The organism is Bifidobacterium sp. RTP21102st3_E2_RTP21102_210122, assembly GCF_040916945.1.
Classification (GTDB): Bacteria; Actinomycetota; Actinomycetes; order Actinomycetales; family Bifidobacteriaceae; genus Bifidobacterium; species Bifidobacterium longum.
In genome coordinates this window covers 261,149-280,955 of sequence record NZ_JBCPAN010000003.1, presented here as the reverse complement: position 1 = coordinate 280,955, position 19,807 = coordinate 261,149, and the positions used below count along the sequence as shown (strand labels likewise).

17 protein-coding genes are annotated in these 19,807 nt (G+C 61.8%); 12 read left to right on the top strand and 5 right to left on the bottom strand.

Annotated features, from left to right (window positions below; genetic code table 11):
- The first annotated feature begins 288 nt into the window (after nt 1-288).
- From AB5287_RS05025 to AB5287_RS05005, 5 genes are read left to right on the top strand one after another with little or no spacing between them, the layout of a single operon-like run.
- Nucleotides 289-3,012 carry a tape measure protein gene (locus AB5287_RS05025; RefSeq protein ID WP_368220803.1) on the top strand — a complete coding sequence of 908 codons (2,724 nt, stop codon included), beginning with the start codon at nt 289-291 and terminating at the stop codon, nt 3,010-3,012.
- Nucleotides 2,999-3,826 carry a hypothetical protein gene (locus AB5287_RS05020; protein ID WP_077384794.1) on the top strand — a complete coding sequence of 276 codons (828 nt, stop codon included), beginning with the start codon at nt 2,999-3,001 and terminating at the stop codon, nt 3,824-3,826. Before AB5287_RS05025 ends, AB5287_RS05020 begins: the two co-directional genes overlap by 14 nt.
- Nucleotides 3,817-4,779, top strand: a complete 963-nt coding sequence (locus tag AB5287_RS05015; RefSeq protein ID WP_077384795.1) for a hypothetical protein — start codon at nt 3,817-3,819, stop codon at nt 4,777-4,779. The genes AB5287_RS05020 and AB5287_RS05015 overlap by 10 nt, the downstream gene beginning before the upstream one ends.
- 11 nt (nt 4,780-4,790) lie before the next feature.
- On the top strand, nt 4,791-5,030 hold the full coding sequence (locus AB5287_RS05010) for a hypothetical protein (RefSeq protein ID WP_077384796.1): 240 nt from the start codon (nt 4,791-4,793) through the stop codon (nt 5,028-5,030).
- Nucleotides 5,027-5,848, top strand: coding sequence for a hypothetical protein (locus tag AB5287_RS05005; protein ID WP_368220801.1), 822 nt, complete (start codon nt 5,027-5,029; stop codon nt 5,846-5,848). Before AB5287_RS05010 ends, AB5287_RS05005 begins: the two co-directional genes overlap by 4 nt.
- Before the next feature lie 51 nt (nt 5,849-5,899).
- Here AB5287_RS05005 and AB5287_RS05000 read toward each other — a convergent pair whose 3' ends face one another.
- Nucleotides 5,900-6,130, bottom strand: a complete 231-nt coding sequence (locus AB5287_RS05000) for a hypothetical protein (protein ID WP_368220799.1) — start codon at nt 6,128-6,130, stop codon at nt 5,900-5,902.
- Nucleotides 6,131-6,221: 91 nt separating this feature from the next.
- A complete protein-coding gene (locus AB5287_RS04995) occupies nt 6,222-7,091 on the bottom strand; it encodes a tyrosine-type recombinase/integrase (RefSeq protein ID WP_368220796.1) in 870 nt (289 codons plus the stop codon).
- 85 nt (nt 7,092-7,176) lie between these two features.
- Between AB5287_RS04995 and AB5287_RS04990 the strand changes: the two genes are divergently transcribed.
- From AB5287_RS04990 to AB5287_RS04980, 3 genes are all read left to right on the top strand, one after another.
- On the top strand, nt 7,177-7,482 hold the full coding sequence (locus AB5287_RS04990) for a hypothetical protein (protein WP_117756525.1): 306 nt from the start codon (nt 7,177-7,179) through the stop codon (nt 7,480-7,482).
- Between the two features lie 49 nt (nt 7,483-7,531).
- Complete coding sequence (locus tag AB5287_RS04985; RefSeq protein ID WP_368220794.1) at nt 7,532-8,641, top strand: GH25 family lysozyme; 1,110 nt, start codon at nt 7,532-7,534, stop codon at nt 8,639-8,641.
- Nucleotides 8,642-8,718: 77 nt separating this feature from the next.
- Nucleotides 8,719-9,030, top strand: a complete 312-nt coding sequence (locus tag AB5287_RS04980) for a phage holin (RefSeq protein ID WP_209006540.1) — start codon at nt 8,719-8,721, stop codon at nt 9,028-9,030.
- 232 nt (nt 9,031-9,262) lie between these two features.
- Here AB5287_RS04980 and dnaJ read toward each other — a convergent pair whose 3' ends face one another.
- Both dnaJ and hrcA read right to left on the bottom strand, forming a co-directional pair.
- Nucleotides 9,263-10,408: a molecular chaperone DnaJ gene (gene dnaJ / locus AB5287_RS04975; protein ID WP_007052794.1), complete on the bottom strand. Its 1,146-nt coding sequence runs from the start codon at nt 10,406-10,408 to the stop codon at nt 9,263-9,265.
- A gap of 55 nt (nt 10,409-10,463) precedes the next feature.
- Complete coding sequence (gene hrcA, locus AB5287_RS04970) at nt 10,464-11,582, bottom strand: heat-inducible transcriptional repressor HrcA (protein ID WP_059280657.1); 1,119 nt, start codon at nt 11,580-11,582, stop codon at nt 10,464-10,466.
- A 374-nt stretch (nt 11,583-11,956) separates the two neighbouring features.
- Here hrcA and tkt point away from each other — a divergent pair, with 374 nt between their 5' ends.
- From tkt to AB5287_RS04950, 4 genes are all read left to right on the top strand, one after another.
- Nucleotides 11,957-14,065, top strand: a complete 2,109-nt coding sequence (gene tkt / locus AB5287_RS04965; protein WP_368220791.1) for a transketolase — start codon at nt 11,957-11,959, stop codon at nt 14,063-14,065.
- Between the two features lie 119 nt (nt 14,066-14,184).
- Nucleotides 14,185-15,288 (top strand): transaldolase, encoded by a 1,104-nt coding sequence (gene tal / locus AB5287_RS04960; RefSeq protein ID WP_013582766.1) that lies wholly within the window; start codon nt 14,185-14,187, stop codon nt 15,286-15,288.
- A 129-nt stretch (nt 15,289-15,417) separates the two neighbouring features.
- Complete coding sequence (gene brnQ / locus AB5287_RS04955; protein WP_014485620.1) at nt 15,418-16,755, top strand: branched-chain amino acid transport system II carrier protein; 1,338 nt, start codon at nt 15,418-15,420, stop codon at nt 16,753-16,755.
- 171 nt (nt 16,756-16,926) lie between these two features.
- On the top strand, nt 16,927-18,036 hold the full coding sequence (locus AB5287_RS04950) for a hypothetical protein (protein ID WP_014485619.1): 1,110 nt from the start codon (nt 16,927-16,929) through the stop codon (nt 18,034-18,036).
- Nucleotides 18,037-18,164: 128 nt separating this feature from the next.
- Here the strand turns inward: AB5287_RS04950 and AB5287_RS04945 are convergent, their stop codons facing one another.
- Entirely contained in the window at nt 18,165-19,721 is a 1,557-nt protein-coding gene (locus tag AB5287_RS04945) for an aminotransferase class I/II-fold pyridoxal phosphate-dependent enzyme (protein ID WP_007054291.1), read from the bottom strand.
- Between the last annotated feature and the right edge of the window lie 86 nt (nt 19,722-19,807).

The window sequence follows — 19,807 nt, the reverse complement described above, 5'->3', positions numbered from 1 at the left end:
CTGCGCGACCACACCTCCAACAGCTTCGCCGCGCTCGCCGGATGGTCATACACGCCCACCGGCGCGGAAATCGCGCTCTGGGACCAGATGGAACTCGAAGGCCGACTCAAACGCAAGGGATACCGGCCATGGGCCGACCGGAGAACCGACCCGTTCCGCCGGGCGAACACGGAAACCCACGCCGATTATGAGGCGCGCATGGCCCGCCGCAAACGCCTCAACGACCACTACCACATCGAATGACCCCGACCGCCATCGGGGCCTCCCAACCACACAGGAGAAGCCCCGATGGCAGAAAGCAGCATCGGCGTCGTCTACATCGAAGTCGCACCAAGCGGCAAGGACTTCGGCAAGAAACTCGAAGGCGACATCACCCAAGCCGCCGACAACGCCGCCAAGACCGCCGGCACCAGCATCCTCGGCAAATTCGGCGGCGCATTCGGCAAAATCGGCAAAGTCGGACTCGGAGCCATCGGCACCATCGCCGGAGGCATCACCGCACTCGCCGCCAAAGGCGGCTTCCAACGCGCCCTGAACATCGAAAACGCGCAGGCCAAACTCAAAGGCCTCGGCCACGACTCCAAAAGCATCGCCGAGATCATGAACAACGCGCTCGCCAGCGTCAAAGGCACCGCGTTCGGCCTGGGCGACGCGGCCACCGTGGCCGCGACCCTGAGCGCCGCCGGCATCAAATCCGGCGACCAGATGACCAACGTCCTCAAAACCGTCGCCGACACCGCACAGATATCAGGCCGCAGCCTCACCGACATCGGCACCATCTTCAGCAGCGTCGCCGCCCGAGGCAAACTGCAGGGCGACGACATGCTCCAACTCATGAGCTCCGGCGTACCCGTCCTCCAACTGCTCGCCAAACACCTCGGCAAAACCTCGGAAGAGGTCTCCGACATGGTGTCCAAAGGCAAAATCGACTTCCAAACATTCGCCGACTCCATGCAGGAAGGCCTCGGCGGAGCCGCATTGGCCGCCGGCGACACCTTCAGCGGCGCTTTGGCGAACGTGAAGGCCGCTCTCAGCCGGTTGGGCGAAGGCCCCGGCAAGCTGGCGCTCGAATCGTTGCGCAAGACGTTCAACGCGGCCATTCCGGCCGTGGACGCGCTCTCAAGCCAGCTCACACCGTTCGTGGAGCAGTTGAACGGCAAGCTCACCCCGTATGTGGACAGGGCCGTCAAGCTCATCGAGCAATTCAGCCAGGGCTTGCAGGACGGCAGCATCACCGTTCAGGACATCGCCGGCAGTCTCGGCCAATTGGCCGGAGCGTTCGCATTGTTCGCCGGGGTCGGCGGCAACGTGGACAAGATCACCAACGTGTTCGACACGCTCGGCAAAATCGGCGACGGCGGATTCGACAAACTCACCACGGGCGTGAAGCAACTGCCCGGCCAACTGCAATCAGGACTGTCCGGCCTGCAACAGTTCAAATCGTATTTCAACAAGGACCTGCGCGCCGCGCTCGCCGTGGACGGCGACCCGTTCGCGAACGCGGTCAACCGCGTCCAGCAGGGCGGCGAACGACTCGCCGGCCCACTCAAGCAACTGGGGGCGAAGCTCGCGTCCACGGACATCGGCCGGTCCGTCTCGGGCATGGCCAACGGGCTGGGCGTCGAGTTCGGCAAGATCACCAGCTCCCTCGACTCGAACATCAAGACGCTGGGCGCCAAGGTCGGCGGAGGATTCTCCGGCGTGTTCTCCAAGGTGTCGGACAGCGGCCTCGTGTCCGGCCTGTCGTCGATAGCCGGCAAGGTGAAGTCCGCCACAGGGCCGATCGTCTCAGGATTGGGCGACGTGTTCGGCGGCATCGGCAACATGGTCGGTCCAAAGGTCCAGACGGGGCTCGGCAAGATCGGCTCCCTGTTCGGGTCGTTCTTCAGCCCCGGCAATTTCATGAAGTACATGGGCATCGCCGGCATCATCGCCGCATTGGTCGCGGGCCTCGGCATGCTGGACCAGAGCATGCAGGGGCAGTTGTTCGCGATGATAGGCCAGCTGTCCGCGCAACTGCCGACACTGCTGCAGCAGCTGAACATGCAGATCACCGCCAGCCTGCCGGCCATGCTCGCCCAGGGCGCGGCCATCCTCACCGCGCTGATGAACGCGATCAGCACGAACGCACCCCAGCTGATGACCACCGCCGTGCTCATCGTCACCACGTTGGTCAACGGGCTGGCCTCGCAACTGCCCACGCTGCTGCCGGCCGCTCTCGACATGATCATGGCGCTCGTCAACGGATTGGCATCCAACGCCGGCCAGCTGCTCAACAGCGGCATGCAATTGCTGCTCGGCCTCGCGCAGGGTTTGATGAACGCGCTGCCGCAGCTCATCGCACAGGCACCCACCATCATCGGCAACCTCGTGCAGTCGATAGCCGCGAACCTGCCACAGATCCTGCAGACGGGCGTGAAGATCCTCGTGACCCTCGCCAACGGTCTGGCCAGCGCCATACCGCAGCTGATCGGCAAGATCCCCGCCATCGTGCGCTCCATCTGGAACGGGTTCACAAGCGTGAACTGGGGCGAGGTCGGCATGAACATCATCACCGGCATCGCCTCCGGCGTCACATCCGCCGCCGGCAAGCTCGTCGACGCGGCGGTCGGTGCCGCCAAGGACGCTCTGAACTGGGTCAAGGACAAGCTCGGCATCCATTCGCCGTCCCGCGTGTTCAGGGACCAGGTCGGCGTGATGATAGGCCGCGGCATGGCCGAGGGCATCGATCAGAGCCAGCGGATCGTCAACCGCAGCCTCGACCGGATAGCCGCCGGACTCACGCTCGACGACCATTCGTTCGGCTCGCCGTCCATCGGAACCATTGGCGGAGGCACGGGCATGCTGCGCGACGGCAATGAACAGGCCTCCATGCAGACCGCCTTGCTGGAACAGCTGCTCGCCGCACTGGTCGCCCTGCACGCGGACATCCCGACCATGCTGCAGGCATTAGGTGTCGAGGTCGACGGGCGCGAAGTAGGAAGGCTGATACGCAAGTATGCAAACGCTTAAATATGTGTGCGCGTCGACCGGCGACGAGATCGTCATGAGCGGCCCCGACATCTTCGCGCAGACCGCCGAAGGCATCCGAGGCCGCTCATGGAGCTACGACCTCGGCTATAGGAGCCTGAGCGGCGTGACCCGCACCGCGAGGGAGACCGACCTGGAACTCACCTACCTGCGGTGCCCGGAGAAGGCGGACTGGACGCGCCGCCTGTTCGATGCCGACGTTGCCGCAGGAACGCCGGGCATGTTTGATGCTGACGGCTGGACGACTCGCGCCTACGTGGTCAAGGCGGAGCCGCAGACCATCACGCCGGTGATAATCCAGCAGAAGCTCACCGTGGTCATGCTTGACGGCATCTGGCGTAAGGCCGGGGAAGTGCAACGCTTCTGGAGCGATTCACTCCAGCCCGGCCTCGACCTGGATTATCCGCACGATTACGAGCATGACTACAAGCCGACCACCAGAAACGCCACCGCACACAACCCGCAGCCCACGGCCATGCCGTTCCAGATGACGATCTTCGGACCCGCGACCGCGCCCGCCATCACCATCGGCGGCAACCGGTACAAGCTGACCACCGACATCCCCAGCGGTGCTTTTGCGACCATCGTCGGCATCGCCGGCCGCAAAAGCGTCACACTGACGGCCGAGAACGGCGACGTCACCGACATTTTCGCCAAGGCCGAACGCGGCGACGGACTGGACGGCGGAAACTACATCTTCCAACCCATACCGCCCGGCGACAGCCCCGTCGAATGGCGGGGATTCGGCTTCGACTTGACAGTCTTCGAAGAGGAGAGCGAACCGCCATGGACCTGATCGTCACCGACGCCGGCCACATCGACCGCGCCGTCATCGAGGACTACGCCCTCGACGCCGCCTGGGGAGCCGACGAAAACGACTTCGAACTCACGGTGGACCGAATGCTTGAACCCGGCAGCTACGTGTACGCGGACGGCTCGGAGCTCGGCGGCGTCATCGACTCGCTGCGCGACCGGCTCGAACGCGGCGGTTCTACCCTCACCTATGGCGGCAGGACCTGGCATGGCATCCTCGCCAACAAGATCCTCGCCCCCGACACGGGCCAGAACTACCTCGTCGTCTCCGGCAAAGCCTCCACGGTCATCGGCATGATCGTCAACCGTGTCGGTCTCGCCCCCCTGTTCCAGGCCGTCGCACCACCACCGGGCATCGGCGACCCCGACATCAAGACCTATCAAGTCGCCCGCTACACCGACTGCTATGCGGGACTGAGGGCGATGTGCGCGGCCAACGGGCTCAAACTCAGACTCGCCTACAGGTCTGGACACGTAGAGATCTGGGCAGAACCCGCCGCCCACTACGGCGACTCGATCGACTCCGACCTGATCGACTTCGATGCGACCCGCACATGGCTCCGCGTCAACCACCTCATCGGCCTCGGCAAAGGCGAACTCGCGAACCGCACCGTGGTCCACTGGTACGCCGACAAGGACGGCAACGTCAGCCAGAACCAAAGCCTGCACGGAACCGAGGAGATCGCCCAAACCTACGACTACTCGAACGCCGAATCCGACGAGCTCGACGCCAAGACCCGCGACAAACTCATCGGCATGCAATCACAAGGCGACGTGAAAGTCACCGTGCGCGACGGCACCGAGATCGAGATGGATGTAGGCGACACCGTCGCCGCACGCGACCAGATCACCGGCATCACCGTCCAAGCGACCGTCACCAAGAAAATCACCAAAACCAAGAACGGCTCCACAAGCATCGACTACGAAGCCTCATAGAAAGGAACGTCATGGCCAAGAACAACGACTGCATCGTCGCCGAATGCGACCGATGCGGAAGATTCGCCTGGTACACCCCATCGAACGCAGACGCCCTGAAAAACGACTGGTGGGACGTGCAACGCCTCGACGCCGACGGCAACCAACACGGCTACTTCTTCTGCTCCAACTGCCACCAGGAATACGTCAACCGTCTCAGGGACGCCGACAACAGCTTCGAATCATGGAAGAAGAACGGAGGCAGGCAATGACCATGGAACTCGTCACCGGGCACGCGGGCGAACCCCACGTCACCGCCGCACAGGACGCGGCCCTCCACGCAGGCGTCATCGGCGGCGACGACTACGTGCTGTCCACAAAGGACCGATTCGCCATCAACGTCGTTAGCGCCAACAAGGTCACCATCGCTGGCGGCGATCTTGTCATGCAGGGCTACCATGCCAGCAGCGACAAACCCGCCGACCTCATCATCACCAACGGCAGCCAAGGCCAAAAAAGAAACGACATCATCTGCTGCCGCTACACCAAAGTCGGCGACTCCATAGAATCCGCCAACCTCGTCGTCGTCAAAGGCACACCCACAACCGGAACCCCGGTTGACCCCACCCTCAACACAACCCCCATATCGCAGGGAGCCACCACCTACGACATGGCGCTGTACAGAGTCCCGCTCGACGGCATCACCATCGGCGAACCCGAACCCATGTTCAACATCCTCCAACCAATGTCATCCGTGTGGGATTCTCTAACCCAGCGTTCTACGACGTGGCGAGTACCTTACAGCAGAGACAGCATTTTGCTTACGCGTATCGGTGATATCTGTTTCATGGGTGGCAACGTAAAATTCAACAGTAGCGGGCAGAACAATTACACGAAGGCTCAGGAGAAGCTCCCCGAAGGGTATCGACCCGTCATCGTCAATACGCCCGTGGCCGTTTTCGGTGGTGAAACGACATTCATCTGTTACGGCGAGGCCAATGGCACCGTCACGATGCTTGGCAATCCGAACAGCGCGTACGCGGGATGCACCGGCGTATGGAGGACCGCCGACCCGATGCCCGCCGCATAGCTTCGGGACACTGGTTCAGGCGGTTGCGCTGTCTTGCAGTGACCCCACGGGTCATAGCGCGTATGAGACGGTCATGCCGAACGCGTTCGTGCCCTGCGTGCCGCCCTGATTGGTGTAGGTCATGGTTCCGTTCGCGTTTACGTTGATGGTCTTCTGGTTCGCGCCGTCGCGTCCGCCGTAGGAGAAGTTCAAGTCCATCGGGGGACGCCAGCTTTCGGGCAGGGTTCCGAAATTGCCGGTGTTCCACGCGCCGGACGCCGACGACTTCCAGTCGATGCGCAACGTGACGAGCGAGCCGCGACGGTAGCCTTTGACGGTACCGTAATTGCCACTGATGAGGGTCGTGACATCGGTGCGGGTTAGAGAAACCCGCTCAGGCCGTTAAGGCTCGCTCCCAGAGGCGTTGCGCGTCTCGCAGGGCTGAGATATCCGGTTTGAGGTAGTACTTTGCGGTGGTTTTGATGTCGCTGTGGCCGAGCATTTTCGACACGATGGCGATATCCGCTCCCGCCGCCAGAGTGTTCGTCGCCCATGAGTGGCGCAGGTTGCGTGCGGGCACGTGCGGCAGATCATGCCGCTTGCAGTAGGCCTTGTATTGGCGTGCCACCTGTGGCGGGGTGAGGGTGCCGATGAGTCGGCCCCCTTCGCGTGGTTTGATTTCGCGCAATCGTTTGACGGCGAAGCGCGGCAACGGGAGTGTGCGGCGGGACAGTTCGGTTTTCGGCGGCACGACGACCTCATGGCCGCTCACCCATTGCAAACCGCGCTCGATATGCAGGACGCCTGCGCGCAGATCAATGTCACTCCACTCCAAACCGTATCCTTCTTCGGTGCGGAGTCCGCATGAGACGGCGCAGATAAGCCACGCCTCAAGCAGATGACCGTAAAAGCCCCGCAACAGCGTGCGCTGCTGGCGGATGGTCAATATTCGCGGCTCGTAATGAGGTTTGGCCGGCAGTTGGATGTCGCGTCTGGTGATGTCCACGTCCAGCAGGTTCCAGCGGATAGCCCGCCTGAGTATCGCGCGTAGTACGGCCCATGCCTTGCGTGCGGCTCCCGCAGTGTCGAAATTCGCAAGCCATTTGTCCACTAGCTCCACGCTTATCGCGTCCATACCCATGCCGCCGAAGCATGGCATGACATGCAGCCGCCACGCGGACTCGTAGCCCACGCGCGTGCTCTCACGCAGATTCCGCGTGCAGTACGGCCAAAACCGGTCGTTCCAAAACTCTCGTAACAGCATTTTCAACCTCCAAAAACCCACACGCCCGTTGGCCTATCCAACGGTGACGAACGTGTGGGTTTTTCCCAACGTAAAGGAGTTTTCCATGTCTTTGCTCGCTCACGTCGTCGATTGGCTCGTGCCTTTTATCTGTGGCGGAGTGGCCACGGTTTTGGGCCTGATGTGGCGATGGGGCAAAGCCATGGTCAACGGGCTGCGCGAGCTCCTGCTGTGCCAGTTGGAGGACCTGCGCCGCGAAATGGTCATCGAGCACGACGGGGTGGCGGACGAGGACCTCAAAGCACGCTCCCAACGCCTCTACGACTCCTATCACTCGCTGGGCGGCAACGGCCACGGGACAGCACTCAACAATGACATCCAATCCGCGCCGATAGCGCCCCGACAATCCTGACCCACGACCGTGGGCCACAAAACAATATTCATCCCGAGAAAGGGGACATATGGTCAATAACAAGGACAAGCCGAAGCCGTGGCATAAGCGCCTGTTCGCCAAGGTCACGGCACTGGCCGCCGCCATCTGCATGATGCTGCTTCCGGCGACCGCGCACGCGGACATGCAAGGCGTGGACATGAGCAACTGGCAGTGCGGCGCAGACGTCTACAACATGCAGGCCGACTTTGTTGTTGTCGGCACCACATGGGGCACGGGACAAGTCAACAACAACTGCCTCGTGTCCGGCGTCAACACCGACGCCAACCGCATGATCGCCCAGGCACAGGCCAGCGGCAAGAAGTTCGGCCTGTACCATTACGCGATGGGCGGCAACCCGGAGGCGGAAGCCCAATTCTTCTACCGGAATACGTCGAACTATTGGCGTCACGGCATCGTGGCGTTGGATTGGGAGATGGACGACAACCCCGCATGGGGCAAGTGGGATTGGGTACGCCGATTCATGGCGGAGTGCGAACGGTTGAGCGGCGGTGTGCGCCCATTGCTGTACACCGGCCCGGTGGCCGGCACCATCCCGCAGGACATCCGCAACCGGTACGGCCTATGGATCGCACAATACGCGAACATGAGCCCGACCGGCTATCAGGCCAACCCGTGGATGCTGGGCGCATACGGCGAGGCCATGCGACAGTACAGCGGTACCGGCGTGGTCAACACGTGGAGTCCCATCGACCTCAACCTGTTCCGCGGCGAGGCATGGCAGTGGGATTTGTACGCCAACCCCACCGGCTCCACAGCCCCGGCCCCGGCAACGCCCGCGCCCGTGCAGCCGAGCAAACCCCAGACCAACACGGGTGGCATCAGCCACGTCATGCAGTGGGGAGAAACCATCTGGGGACTCGCCGTCGCCTATGATGCTTGGCCCCTGTCCGCGTGGCATACGCCCAGCGGTGACATCAACCGCTACTACGTGGGCGACGTCGTAACCTACGGCGGCGGCACCGCCCCCGCATCGTCCGGCGGGGTCTCCAAGACCCTCCAATGGGGCGACACCGTGTGGGATTTCGCCACCTCCCACGGCTACAACGTCAGCCAATGCACGGTACCCTCCGGCAACATCAACGTCTACTACCCCGGTGACGTGGTGACCTGCCGCTGAGACTCAACAGATGCCGCCACCCGCTTGACCGGGTGACGGCATCACCCCATCATCATCCCTTATTGATCGGAGCAAACATGACCGACAGCAAAAACACGACCGACACCGGCGAAACGCTTCCCGGCGTCGATGTGAGCGACTGGCCCGAGACGGCCGACGTCACCCATGACGTGCCCGACTGGCTCATCCCCAGCCGCGTCTACGACATCCTCAAATGGCTCGGCCTCATCGTCCTGCCCGCACTCGCCCTGTTCGTCAACACGGTCGGCCCCGCATGGGGCTGGCCTCACGTGGACGCGATAGTGACCACGCTCAACGCGCTCGGCATCCTCGCCGGCGCGCTCATCGGCGTCAGCGCCATCAAACAACGCCTCGACCGCGCCGCATAACCACACATAGTTCGGCCCCGTCCGGCATCGCAGACAGCTCGCACAGAGCTTGACTGCTGCCGGACGGGGCCGATTTCGCGTTGTGGCAGAGGGCTTCGCGGGCTCGATTTCTGCCCACATTTTGCCCACATTTTTAGTAAAAACAGGTTAAAAACCGTTAAAACCGGTTAAAACGAAAAAAGCCGCTCAGCCTTACTCCCGCAAGGCAAAGCGGCCATTTTCCAACCCGCTCTCAGCTCAGTGCGTCCTTCAACTTGCTGAAGAAGCCTTTCTTTTGGCCAGCCTGTGGACGGGATGCCTGGGAGACGTGCGTGGCGCCTGAATCGTGCGAGGCGGCGAACTGTTCGATGAGGCCGCGCTCGGTTTCGTTGAGCTTGGTGGGAATCAGCACATTGACGTGGGCGATGAGGTTGCCGCGCTCGTCCTTGTTGCGGATGTTCGTGACGCCCAGTCCCTTAAGCGTCACCGTGTCCTCAGTCTGGCAGCCGGCCGGGATGGACACGGTCTTCTCACCATCGAACGTATCAATGGACAGATCGTGGCCAAGCACGGCCCAGCTCATCGGCACCTGAATCCAGCAGTGCAGGTCGTCGCCATCGCGGGTGAACTGCTTATCCGCCTTGATGCGGATGTCGATGTACAGGTCGCCGGCAGCGCCGCCGCCCTCACCCACTTCGCCCTGGTTGGCCAACCGCAGACGCGCGTTGTCGTTGATGCCGGCGGGCACGGTAACGCCCACGGTACGCGTGGTGCGCACACGGCCGTGGCCCATGCAGCTGGGGCACGGGTTCTGGATGATGGTACCGTGGCCCTCGCAACGTTCACAGGGGGCGGAGGTCATCATCTGGCCGAGCATGGTGCGCACGACCTTCTGCATGAATCCCTGTCCGTGGCAGTCGGGGCAGGTGACCGGCTGTGCGCCGCCCTGGGCACCGGAGCCACCGCACTCCTGGCACAGGGAGAACGTATTGATCTTGACATGCGCGGTGCCGCCGAACACCGCCGTCTTCAAATCGATGGACGCCGAGGCCAAGGCATCGCGGCCGGGCTGGGTACGCGGCACCGGGCCCTGTGAGCCACCGCCGAACGCGGAACCGAAGAACGTGGAGAACACGTCGCTCATATCGCCGAAGCCCGCCCCGGAGAAGCCGCCGGCACCGGCGTTCGGGTTGTTCGGGTCGACGCCCGAATCATACATACGGCGCTTGTCCGGATTGGACAGCACATCGTAGGCGTTGTTCACTTCCTTGAACTTGTCCTCGAATTCAGGGCCCGCGATGTCGGGGTGGTACTTACGGCTGAGCTTGCGGTATGCCTTCTTGATCTCGTCGTCACTGGCGCCGCGTTCCACACCCAGCGTCTCGTAATAATCTGCCACTTGATTGATCCTTTGTGTTCGTTTGGTCTGCGGGTCATTGTGCCACAGACGGCGGTCAGTCTTGGGTCCGGCCCTCGGAGAGGAAGGCGGTCAAATATCTGGCTACGGCCCTGACGGCGGCCATAGTGGCCGCATAGTCCATGTGGGTCGGCCCTATGGAGCCGACGAAGGCGATGGGTTCCGTGTCGTTCGTCTGGCTCTCCGTCTCGGATTCGGTTTCGGGTTCGCCTACGGGATCGTTCCCCGCCGGTTCGCCCGCCGCACCGCTGCGCCCATAGCCACTGCTGACCACGGAGGCATGCAGTAGGCCGGGAGTGTGCATTTCGGAGCCGATGGCCACGCCCACGCCGGATGCATTCGTCTCCTCGCTCAGGTTGCTCATGAGCTTCATCAGCACGACCTGTTCTTCCAGCGCGTCGAAGAGCGGGGCCAGATCGGCCAGGGACCGGGAGTGGGCCAGGTGCGAGGTGCCGGACATGTACAGTTCGTCCGCGCGTTCGTCCAATGCCATCGATTCGAAGGCGTCGGCCAGCGCGTCGGCCACGCCGCGCACCGACTCGTAGCCGGCGCTGGCGGCGATGGATCGCACGGTCTCCGCGGATTTCGATAGGGACAGTCCGACACATTGTTCGTTGACGGTGTTGGAGAGCCGGTTGATCTCGTCCACGGCGGGCATGGATGCGATGGTCAGGCCGTGCTGGGCCACGCGGCCGGTGTCGGTAATCACCACCGCGAGCAACGTGGTCATGGCAACGGGCACCATCTCCACGTGCCGCAATGTGGCCTTGGCCAGCGATGGCGAGGCGACTACAGCCACTTGACCGGTGATTTCGGACAACAGTCGTGCCGAACGTTGCAGCGCGTCCTTGAGACTCACCGATCCGGACAGGAAGCTGTTGATGCCGCGGCGTTGCGCCTCGCTGAGCGGCACCACGGTAGCAAGTCGGTCCACAAAGTATCGATAGCCCTTTTCGGTGGGCACGCGACCGGCCGAAGTGTGCGGCTGAATCAGATAGCCTTCGTCCTCCAGAGCGGCCATGTCGTTACGGATGGTGGCCGAACTGACGCCGAGATCATGGTCGCGCGTCAGCGAAGTGGAGCCCACGGGCTCCTGAGAACGGATGTAATCCTCCACCACGGCGCGCAGCACCAGCATGCGTCTTGATTGCGTCATGCGCGCCTCCTTATATATACATACATATTCATATCAGTCACGGTTCACTCAGGGCGTACCCCGACGGTCGGTTCGCCACGCCGCGACACGCGGGAACCCAGAAATATTGCCTCTTTCTTGGCTCCGCCACGTGCAGGTGGCGCACTTCACCTTAGAACATTGTATTAGCACTCCTTAGGCTTGAGTGCTAATGCGTTCGTTTGCAGCGTAGCAATGTTCACTGTGAACGCTAACAGAACACAAACTACCAAAACACGCCAAAATTGCTCCACAACGTCGCAAACCGACGCTAGCATGGTAATCGCAATGTGAGGGCGTCAAGCGCCCGGCACAAGCCGGATACGCGGCCCGACCAATTGGAAGGAAAGTAATCCATGACCGAATTCAAGGAGACCGAGCTCGACGAGCGCGCCATCAAGATGGCGAAGGTCCTTTCGGCTGACGCGGTTGAGAAGGCAGGCTCCGGCCACCCCGGCTCCCCCATCTCCCTGGCGCCCGTCGCCTACACGCTGTACCAGCACTTCATCAAGCACGATCCGAATGATCCCAACTGGGAAGGCCGCGATCGCTTCATCCTTTCCGGTGGCCACGCCTCCCTCACCCAGTACGTCCAGCTGTACTTCTCCGGCTACGGCGTGACCCTGGACGACCTTAAGAACTTCCGTGGCGGCGCTGCCACCCGCACCCCGGGCCACCCGGAGTACGGCCTGACCCCGGGCATCGAAATGACCACCGGCCCTCTGGGCCAGGGCTTCGCCTCCGCCATCGGCTTTGCCTACGGCGAGCGTTTCCAGCGCGGTCTGCTTGACCCGGAGACCCCGAAGGAAGATTCCCCGTTCTACCACAAGATCTGGGCCATCTGCGGTGAAGGCGACATCGAGGAGGGCATCTCCGGCGAGGCCGCTTCCCTGGCCGCCAACCAGAAGCTCGGCAACCTGACCGTGATCTTCGACGCCAACCGCATCCAGATCGAAGGCGACACCAACCTGGTGCTGGCCGAGGACGTGCTCAAGCGCTTCCAGGCCTACGGCTGGTACACCGACGAGTTCAGCTTCATCCAGCCCGACGGCTCCTACAAGGAGGACATCGAGGGCTTGGCTGACGTCATCGCCAAGGCCGAGAAGGCCGCTCCGGACCAGCCGAAGCTCATCAAGGTTCACTCCCTGATCGCTTGGCCGACCCCGGGCAAGACCAACGACCCGTCCTCCCACGGTTCCAAGCTGGGTACCGAGGCTGTTGCCGGCCTCAAGGAAGCCCTCGGCTACGATCCGGAAGAGAACTTCCACGTTGACGAAGAGGCTCTGGCTCACGCTCGCAAGGTTGCCGAGCGCGGTCTCGAAGCCCACAAGGAATGGGACGAGAAGTTCGACGCTTGGCGCAAGGCCAACCCGGACAAGGCTGCCCTGTACGACCGTCTGAAGGCCGGTGAACTGCCGGAAGGCTTCGACAAGGCTCTTGACGACCTTGAGGCCACCTTCGAAGTCGGCAAGGGTGTCGCCACTCGTGGCGCCTCCGGCTCCGTGCTCAACGCCATCGCCGCTGTCATGCCGGAACTCTGGGGCGGCTCCGCCGACCTCGGTGGCTCCAACAAGACCGATCTCAAGGGCGCTGCCACCTTCGCCCCGGCCGAGTGCGCCACCAAGCAGTGGCCGAACTGCAACGAGTTCGGTCGCCAGCTGCACTTCGGCGTGCGCGAGTTCACCATGGGCTGCATCACCAACGGCATCCTGCTGGGCTCCCACACCCGTCCGTTCGGCGGCACCTTCTTCATGTTCTCCGACTACGAGCGTTCCGCCGTTCGTCTGGCCGCCCTCATGGAGATTCCGAACCTGTACATCTGGTCCCACGACTCCGTCGCCGTCGGCGAGGATGGCCCGACCCACCAGCCGGTTGAGCACCTTGCTTCCTTCCGCGCGATTCCTCAGCTTGAGGTCATTCGCCCGGCCGACGCCTTCGAGACCGCCGAGGCTTACCGTTACTTCTTCGAGAAGAAGAACACCCTGCCTGGTGCCATGGTTCTGACCCGTCAGGGTGTCCCGGTTCTTGCCGAGACCGCCGCCAAGGCCAAGGACGGTGTCAAGAAGGGCGCTTACGTTCTGGTCGACACCGAGGGCACTCCGGACGTCATCCTCATGGCTTCCGGTTCCGAGGTCCAGTGGGCTGTGGCTGCCGCCAAGACCCTGGCCGGCGAGGGCGTCAAGGCTCGCGTCGTGTCCGTGCCGTCCATGGAATGGTTCGAGGAGCAGGACGCCGAGTACAAGGAGGCCGTGCTTCCGGCCGCTGTCAAGGCTCGTGTCTCCGTCGAGGCCGGCGTTGCCATGCCGTGGTACAAGTACCTCGGCTCCTACGGCAAGCCCGTCTCCATCGAGCAGTTCGGCCTGCAGGGCGACGGCGCTCAGAACATGATCGACCTCGGCATCACCGCCGAGCACGTGGTGGAAGCCGCCAAGGCCTCCATCACCGAAGTCGAAGCCGCCAAGTGAGTCTCCTAGCCTCCCTCTGACGAGGGAGGCTTGTACTCAAGACTCCACCTGATCGGCCCTCTCGTTAGAGGGGGTCACTTAAAGATTTGTTCCAATACGGAATATAAGGAGAAAAATAAATGACTGAAGCAACTCAGCGTACGTCTGACAACGGCGTTTCCATCTGGCTGGACGACCTGTCCCGCTCCCGCATCGAGTCCGGCTCCCTGCAGGACCTCATCGCCAACAAGAACGTCGTCGGTGTGACCACCAACCCGTCCATCTTCCAGAAGGCCCTGAGCCAGGTCGGCCCGTACGACGCTCAGCTCAAGGAGCTCGGCAAGGTTGACGTTGAGACCGCTGTCCGCGAGCTCACCACCACCGACGTGCGCAACGCCACCGACATCTTCCGCGAGATCGCTGAGGCTACCGACTTCGTCGACGGCCGCGTCTCCATCGAGGTCGACCCGCGTCTGGCCCACGACACCGAGAACACCGCCAAGCAGGCTGTGGAACTCTGGGAGAAGGTCAACCGTCCGAACGCCATGATCAAGATTCCGGCAACCCTCGAAGGCCTGCCGGCCATCACCGCCACCCTGGCCAAGGGTATCTCCGTCAACGTCACCCTGATCTTCTCGCTCGAGCGCTACGAGCAGGTCATCGACGCTTACATCGAGGGCATCGCTCAGGCTGCCGCCAACGGCCACGACCTGAAGCACATCGGCTCCGTCGCTTCCTTCTTCGTGTCCCGCGTGGACAGCGCTGTCGACAAGCTGCTGGAAGCCAACGGCTCCGACGAGGCCAAGGCTCTGGAGGGCAAGGCCGCTGTGGCCAACGCTCGCCTGGCTTACGAGCTCTTCGAGAAGAAGTTCGCCGAGGATCCGCGTTGGGCCGACCTGGCTGCCAAGGGCGCCAAGGTTCAGCGTCCGCTGTGGGCTTCCACCGGCACCAAGAACGCCGCCTACTCCGACTGCAAGTACGTTGACGAGCTCGTTGCCAAGCACATCGTCAACACCATGCCGGAGAAGACCCTGAACGCTCTGGCCGACCACGGCAACGGCGCTCCGTCCATCGAGGGCACCTACGAAGAGTCCCACGCCATCATCAACAAGCTGGCTGAGCTTGGCATCAACCTCAAGGACGTCACCGACAAGCTGGAGGCCGACGGTGTCGCTGCCTTCATCAAGTCCTGGGATTCCGTGCTGGCTGACGTCCAGTCCGGCATCGACCGCGTGAACGCCTGAGATTTGACGACTGATGCGTGTTTAGCGCACTAGTTGATTAGATCACAGAAGCCCCGACCCCAACCGGTCGGGGCTTCTTTCGTTTGTTGCTACAGTGGTACGAGCATATGAGAGAAAGGCCGAACCGTAATGAACAAACTTGTCGCACGCCAGCGGTTGGTGATGACCTTCACCTTCTTTTCGATGTTCTTCGGAGCGGGCAATCTGATTTTTCCGCCGTTCGTCGGCGCTCAGGCCGGTTCCGCGACCATACCGGCGGCCATCGGTTTCATCGTCTCCGCAGTTGGCCTGCCGATTCTCGGCGTGCTGGCGGTCACCTTCGCCGGTGGTTTCGACAAACTCGCCAGCCGGGTCTCCCCCAAATTCGCCTTGTTCCTCGGCGTGACGATCATGCTCACCATCGGCCCGTGCTTTGCGATTCCACGTACGGCGACCACCTCATTCGAAATGATGGTGGCTCCTTTCGTACCGTCCTCCTATGGCTGGCTGGCCCAACTCATCTACTCGCTCGTGTTCTTCACGCTGGCGTTCCTGTTCGCCCAGCATCCCGAGAAACTCTCCAAAGTGCTCGGCCGATTCATGGGGCCGTTGCTGCTGGTGCTCATTGCTGTCCTGTTCATCGCCTGCCTGATCCACGGCATCGGCATCCCGGCCAACCCGATGGGCGACTACTCCACAAACCAGATCGCACGCGGCTTCCTCGACGGCTACCAGACCATGGACCTGCTCGCCGCGCTCTACTTCGGCATCGTGATCTCCGCGAATATCCGCGCCCAACAAGTCGATGACGAATCGCAAGTGCAGAAGGAGACCGCGTATGCCGGGCTCGGCACCGGCGTACTGCTGATCGTGATCTACGGCGCGCTGAGCTACGTGGGCGTGGTGTCCGGAGCCATCGTCACCATCGACCCCACCAAAGACACGGGCGCGACCGTGCTCACCAACCTCACCTCATCCCTGTTCGGCACGTTCGGTACCGCGTTCCTTGGCGTCGTGTTCGTCATCGCCTGCCTCAACGTATGCACCGGACTGATCGGCACCTGCGCCACCTACTTCCATACTCGGTTCCGGACCGTCGCCGGCCGAACGTTGAGCTACCGCACTTGGCAGGTCATCTTCACCGTGTTCAGTTTCATCGTGTCCAATGCCGGGCTGAGCGCGATCATCAAGGTTTCCGTGCCGGTGTTGTCCGCACTGTATCCGATCGCCATCGTGCTGGTACTGCTGACGCTGACCCACAAGTCGCTCGGCGCGCGATTCCCGCGCGTCTATTTCTGGACTGTGCTGCTGGTGGGCATCGCATCCTTCGCCACCTGCATCTCCAGTTTGGTCGCCGTCTTCGGCGGTTCCATCGGCTGGCTGGACGCGGCGCTGGCTATGCTGCCTTTGCAGCAATACCAGCTCGGCTGGGTGGTCCCGGCTATCCTCGGTGTTGCCATTGGTATCGCCGATGCTCCGCGACGGTAGTTTTCCCGGTCTGTGCCGGAGCCTGGCGGTCGGTCGGTGATGGCGGCTGCCGCAGTATCCCTCCTATAAAGCGGCATACAGAATTCCTGTATGCCGCTGGTCTCCGCCCATCTGCCATAGTTATACTGGCATCATCGACGACGGCGATAACGGCATAAGGTGGGGTGAGTCATGGACACCAGTGATAGACAGATAGCGGAAACCGGCCGGAATCGCGAGCTTGGGCTGATTCCGGCCATGGTGATGGCGGTTGTTGCGACGCTCAGTGGTGCCGGTGTATCGTTCGCGCCATTATATGAGCGCATTTGGGGCGGCATGATGTTGCATCCGAATTGTCCGGCGATTGGCAGAATGACCTACTATCTCTCGGGCCAAGCAACTGACGATTATGGAGCCTGCGTCACCTCACCACTGTGGTTTATGACGGTGACTGCGCTGAGTGTTGTCGCGATTCTCTGTCTGACTGTTGCGGGAGTACAGGGCTTTTCGCGCCATCGGCTCCGTTCGGTGTTTAGTGTTCTTATTGCGGCAGTGGCTGTTGCGATCATATTGGTGTTGAGTGCGAATACCAAGATTGTAACGTTGTGGGCGATGTATGCGGTGACGTGGCTGGTGCACGCCATAGTCACCTCATATCTGAGCAACGGTTGGATACGAATCGCGCGACTGTTGTTCGTATGGCAGATTGGCGTGATGCCGGTATTCGTCACCGAATATTCGGTATCCGACGAGTTCAACTTCAGCGGCGGCGCAACCATCGCTTGCGGACTTGGACTTGCGGCATATGCGCTGGTGCAATACGCCTCTCTTACCATCGACTCGCAAAACAACAGTAATCGAATCACGCCAGAACGCAGTGGTATACGGGCTACCTCCTTGCACGACCTGTTCCACACCATCAGCATCAACGCATCCGCCATACGCAATTGCTCTGTTCCCGTTGCCCTGTTCTGGTCAGGTATCACGTTCTTTACCTACAGCTACAACACTGGTAGACACACCGATTTCTGCCCAGCGCTATCGGCAACTGACAATGCAGGTCTTGTCGCTTATTGCATCGGCCATGAAGCTTTGGGACTGCTGACCGTCGTGTTGTGCGTGCTGCCATTGTTCTCCCTGCTTTCGGCGATTACGGCCATCACGTTGGCTGCACGCAACGCAAATAACGGCGGTAACGCTGCCAATGCCGATGGCTCTCGAAATTCAGCCGCCGTGTGCTATCTGCTCCTGGCAACCGCACTGTCCGCCACGGCCTTCGTCATCGCCTTCACCTTGGCATAGCGCGGACCACCATGCCGCAGTTCGCGCGATCGCTGGGATACAGCGCTTCCTGCGCACGACGCGACACCACCGGCATAAGATCTCCTTTATATCACGAAACAATCGAGCGTGTTCGTTTGCGCCAAGGATCAGCTCTGCCAGTAGTAGCTGAAGAAGTCGGAGATCTCCCCCATGGTTTCGCGCAGCATGCCCATGCGCGGCAGGTACACCACGCGGAAGTGGTCGGGGCGATGCCAGTTGAACGCGCCGCCGTGGCTGATGAGGATGTGCTTGTCATGCAGCAGGTCGAGCGCGAACTGCTCGTCCGAGTGGATGTTGAAGCGTTTGACGTCGATCTTCGGGAAGATGTAGAACGCGGCCTTCGGCTTGACGGCGGTGATGCCGGGGATCTGGTTGAGCATGTCGTAGACGAGGTCGCGCTGGTCGTGCACGCGGCCGCCCGGCACGATGTAGTCGTTGACGCTCTGGTGGCCGCCGAGCGCGGTCTGCACCACGGACTGGGCGGGCACGTTCGAACACATGCGCATGTTGGCGAGCATGTTGAGGCCCTCGATGTAGTCCTTGGCAATGCGCTTGTTGCCGGACAGGATCATCCAGCCGATGCGGTAGCCGGCGATCATGTGCGATTTCGACAGGCCGGAGAAGGTCACGCAGAACAGGTCCGGGGCCATCGAGGCGATGGAGATGTGCTGCAGGCCGTCCATGACGAGGCGATCGTAGATTTCGTCGGAGAAGATGATGAGCTGGTGTTCGCGCGCGATGTCGACGATCTGCTGGAGCACTTCCTTTGGGTAAAGTGCGCCGGTGGGGTTGTTCGGGTTGATGATGACAATCGCCTTGGTGTTGCTGGTGATCTTGGAGCGGATGTCGTCGATGTCCGGATACCATTCGGACTGTTCGTCGCACAGGTAGTGCACGGCGGTGCCGCCGGCTAGGTTCACGCAGGCGGTCCACAGCGGGTAGTCCGGGGATGGCACGAGCACTTCGTCGCCGGTGTCGAGTAGCGCGGACATGGACAGGTTGATGAGCTCGCTGACGCCGTTGCCGGTGTAGATGTCGTCGATGGTGACGTTCGGGATGTTCTTCAGCTGCGCGTACTGCATGATGGCCTTGCGCGCGGAGAACAGGCCCTTGGACGGCGAGTAGCCTTCGGTGTCGGTGAGCTGGTGGGCCATGTCGTAGACGACTTCGTCCGGCGTGCGGAAGCCGAAGGGTGCCGGGTTGCCGATGTTCAATTTCAGGATGTGGGTGCCGTTGGCCTCCATGCGCATCGCCTCGTCGGCGACCGGGCCGCGCACGTCGTAGAGCACGTTGTCGAGCTTGTGCGATTTGCCGAAGGTGCGGCGGCGGCCCACGGGAATCTCGCTGTCCGTCTGGGGCTTGGAGGCACCCGTGGCAAGCGGTGTGGCGGCGTGTTCGCCGTCCGTGACGCTGTTGGAGGCGTCCGAGTTCAATTGCGTGGTGGATTCCTCGCCGCGCAGCCAGTTCATGTCGACGTCCAGTTCGCTGGCCAGGAATTCGAGCACGTCCTCGCGGGGCATGGTCTTGCCGGCCACGTATTGGCTGATGTGGCTCTTGCCCATCTTTACACCACGATGTTCGGCGGCGTGCACCAAATCGACCTGCTTCAGTCCCCTGCTGTTCATCGCATTGCGCAGACGTTCCGCAAACACCGATACGCTCATATCCTTATGCCTCCAACCGGGAGTTCAATTTATCTTTTGAACAACGGTTCAAAGCATACCCTCGGTTCAACACAAGTTCAATTTTG